4 protein-coding genes are annotated in these 2,321 nt (G+C 35.9%); all 4 read left to right on the top strand.

Annotated elements, in window-relative coordinates; all coding sequences use genetic code 11:
- Window positions 1-288: hypothetical protein (locus BLV87_RS19735; RefSeq protein WP_217630039.1), on the top strand; the 288-nt coding region annotated here is incomplete at its 5' end.
- Window positions 289-899: 611 nt separating this feature from the next.
- Window positions 900-1,112 (top strand): hypothetical protein, encoded by a 213-nt coding sequence (locus BLV87_RS18855; protein WP_093071197.1) that lies wholly within the window; start codon window positions 900-902, stop codon window positions 1,110-1,112.
- 45 nt (window positions 1,113-1,157) lie between these two features.
- Window positions 1,158-1,604: a hypothetical protein gene (locus tag BLV87_RS18860; protein WP_093071199.1), complete on the top strand. Its 447-nt coding sequence runs from the start codon at window positions 1,158-1,160 to the stop codon at window positions 1,602-1,604.
- Between the two features lie 238 nt (window positions 1,605-1,842).
- The gene (locus BLV87_RS18870; protein WP_093071202.1) at window positions 1,843-2,175 is read left to right on the top strand and encodes a hypothetical protein; all 333 of its coding nucleotides are present in this window, start codon (window positions 1,843-1,845) and stop codon (window positions 2,173-2,175) included.
- Window positions 2,176-2,321: the final 146 nt, after the last annotated feature.

A 2,321-nucleotide genomic window follows, 5' to 3' on the forward strand; every position in this document is an offset into this window, starting at 1 on the left:
AAGATGAGTAATGAAGCCCTATCACTTGCAGAAAAGTTCTACTTAAACTGCTACCTCAAAGGTAGAGAGCATTTCGTTTTTGCTACCAAAAGTTATAGTAATCCCAGTCTTGCTATAAGTAGATACTCAGATTCACTAAAGTCTATTCAATCCAAACGCGGGAAGTACAAACCTAAATTACCAAGGAATAGAATAGATTCAGGCGAATCATTAGAGTACATACTTAATTCCAGAGTCGATAAGTATTTGGGTATAGGCTATAGCGGCAGAAATAAGGGGAAAGTTTAATTCCCCTACCCAAACTTGTAATTGGGGACGTTCGCTAAGAACGCTCACCTACACAATTGTATTTTCATTTATCCCTTTATTCTATTCAATTCCAGCATTTCATAAATTCCGCTACCAGATGTAAGCCTAAAAATCTCAATAAAAAAAACTACAAATAATAGAGTTCTATTAATTGACTTATCTAAGCTATCCTATACTATAGATTTTATAGATACAATAATAGAAACTATAGGAGATTTTAAACTAAAATGACAAATACAGATACTCCAGAATCAGAAATTCCACTAAGCAGCTATTACAGCGTTAGGAATTTTTTACAAAAGGAAATAAGCTTAAAGCGACTTACTAATGAAGCCTTAACCAGAAGCAACATACTCAGGGTATCAAATTTATGTAGGAAACTGTGCAAGGAAAATGGAATTCCTATGTATAAAACGCATTCAAGTAAGACAAGATTCCGCCCTAAGACGGTATCCATTTACCCGTATAGCATTTTAACCAAGGTAATCTATGAAACGGAATAAATACTTACGCACACATAAGCGGCAAAACGCTACAAGACGAACCTATTTTAATTTTAAACGCACTCAACCCCCTAAAGGCGATAAAACATGAATGAGATTTTAGAAAATACCGACCTTAATTTTATTGAGAAGAGTTTATACGCAGCTTGGCAGGCTGGTCATAACGTAAAAGATTGGATTCAAAACCAAACTACAAGAGCCAAATACAGAAAATCATTAAAAGAAAAAGCGGGAATAGACATTTACTGTAAGCGTGATGCTCCCATAGAGCAGAACTATCTAAAACGTGAACTTACATAAGTGAAGCTATTACACAAGATAATAAAAACACAAATAGGAGCAGTTATGGAAACATTAAATCAAATCGAAAAATTATTAGATACAGCTAAAACAGTAGCAGCCTTAAACGACATTATAGGAGTAGATAAAAATACTACCGTACTTCTACTAAAAGAATACTGTACCGATAATAACCTACCAGAATTAGCTACAATGCTGGAGCGTATAGAAAAAACATTACCAAGTAGAAACACAATAGAGGCAGAGAAGATAGGAGATAAGCTTTACTATAAGATTAGTGAATTAGCGGCAATGTATAATTTAGACGCGCCCACACTTAACTCACTATTAGTTAAGGCAGGTCTACAGAAACAAGTATCTCATAGCAAGTACGGTAAGACATTCTTCAGAACAGCAGCAGGGATTGATTACTCAAAGCGCGAGAATAGAGAAACCTATGCCATCCTACTATGGCTGGAAGATGTGATGAAACTGCTGGAGGTACAACAATGAATAGACGAGTCTCGTATTTTAAGCATACCGAATTTCATTTCGTCACTATTGATGACGTTAAGTACGTATCCCTAAGGTCATTAAGGCTAAAGGAAAGACCAGAGGAAGGTGAAGTATTCCAAACTTTTGAACTAACTGCCACTGGTTGTAATCCTTTTGAGATTATCAGAATCACAAGTGCAATAAATCTGATTAAAGACGAATCATTAAAAGAATATTTACAAGGAGCACTACTACAATGATGAATACAATTCAAACTAAAACAGTAGAAGAAATGCAAGCCCTTAGAGCTGCACAATTAGCAGATTACCGCAGAGAGCAGGATGAACTTAATAAACCTTTCAGGGTTGATAAAGCACCAGTAGCAGTAGTATCTGTAAACGCTCAGTTAACCAGTATCAGAAAATTACTAAATGAAGTCACTGCACTTAATGTAGCGTCATTAAACTTAGGTGGTGGTCAAGTCCAAACCTCAATAGATAGCAACCTTGATTATAAGCTCAATGAGTTAGCTAACCTAATCCACACTCTACGTTATGAACATAAGTTCTCAGGCAGACTTATCTCCTGACCACCTGTCAGACACTTTTGCTACAGAACTATCATAAGTGCTACCTTCAAAATTTTAATACGAGGGTAGTACCTATGGCAGAGACAATAGAAAAGCGGAAAGAAGTAGTTCGTCGTTCAGAATCCCAACTAAAGGAATTAGTAAAC

Origin of the sequence: Thiothrix caldifontis (assembly GCF_900107695.1) — a bacterium.
Classification (GTDB): domain Bacteria; phylum Pseudomonadota; class Gammaproteobacteria; order Thiotrichales; family Thiotrichaceae; genus Thiothrix; species Thiothrix caldifontis.

Bases quoted from the DNA above. Each gene is read 5' to 3' on its own strand.
- BLV87_RS18855 (WP_093071197.1), top strand. From the start codon at position 900: ATGAATGAGATTTTAGAAAATACCGACCTTAATTTTATTGAGAAGAGT.
- BLV87_RS18870 (WP_093071202.1), top strand. From the start codon at position 1,843: ATGATGAATACAATTCAAACTAAAACAGTAGAAGAAATGCAAGCCCTT.
- BLV87_RS18860 (WP_093071199.1), top strand. From the start codon at position 1,158: ATGGAAACATTAAATCAAATCGAAAAATTATTAGATACAGCTAAAACA.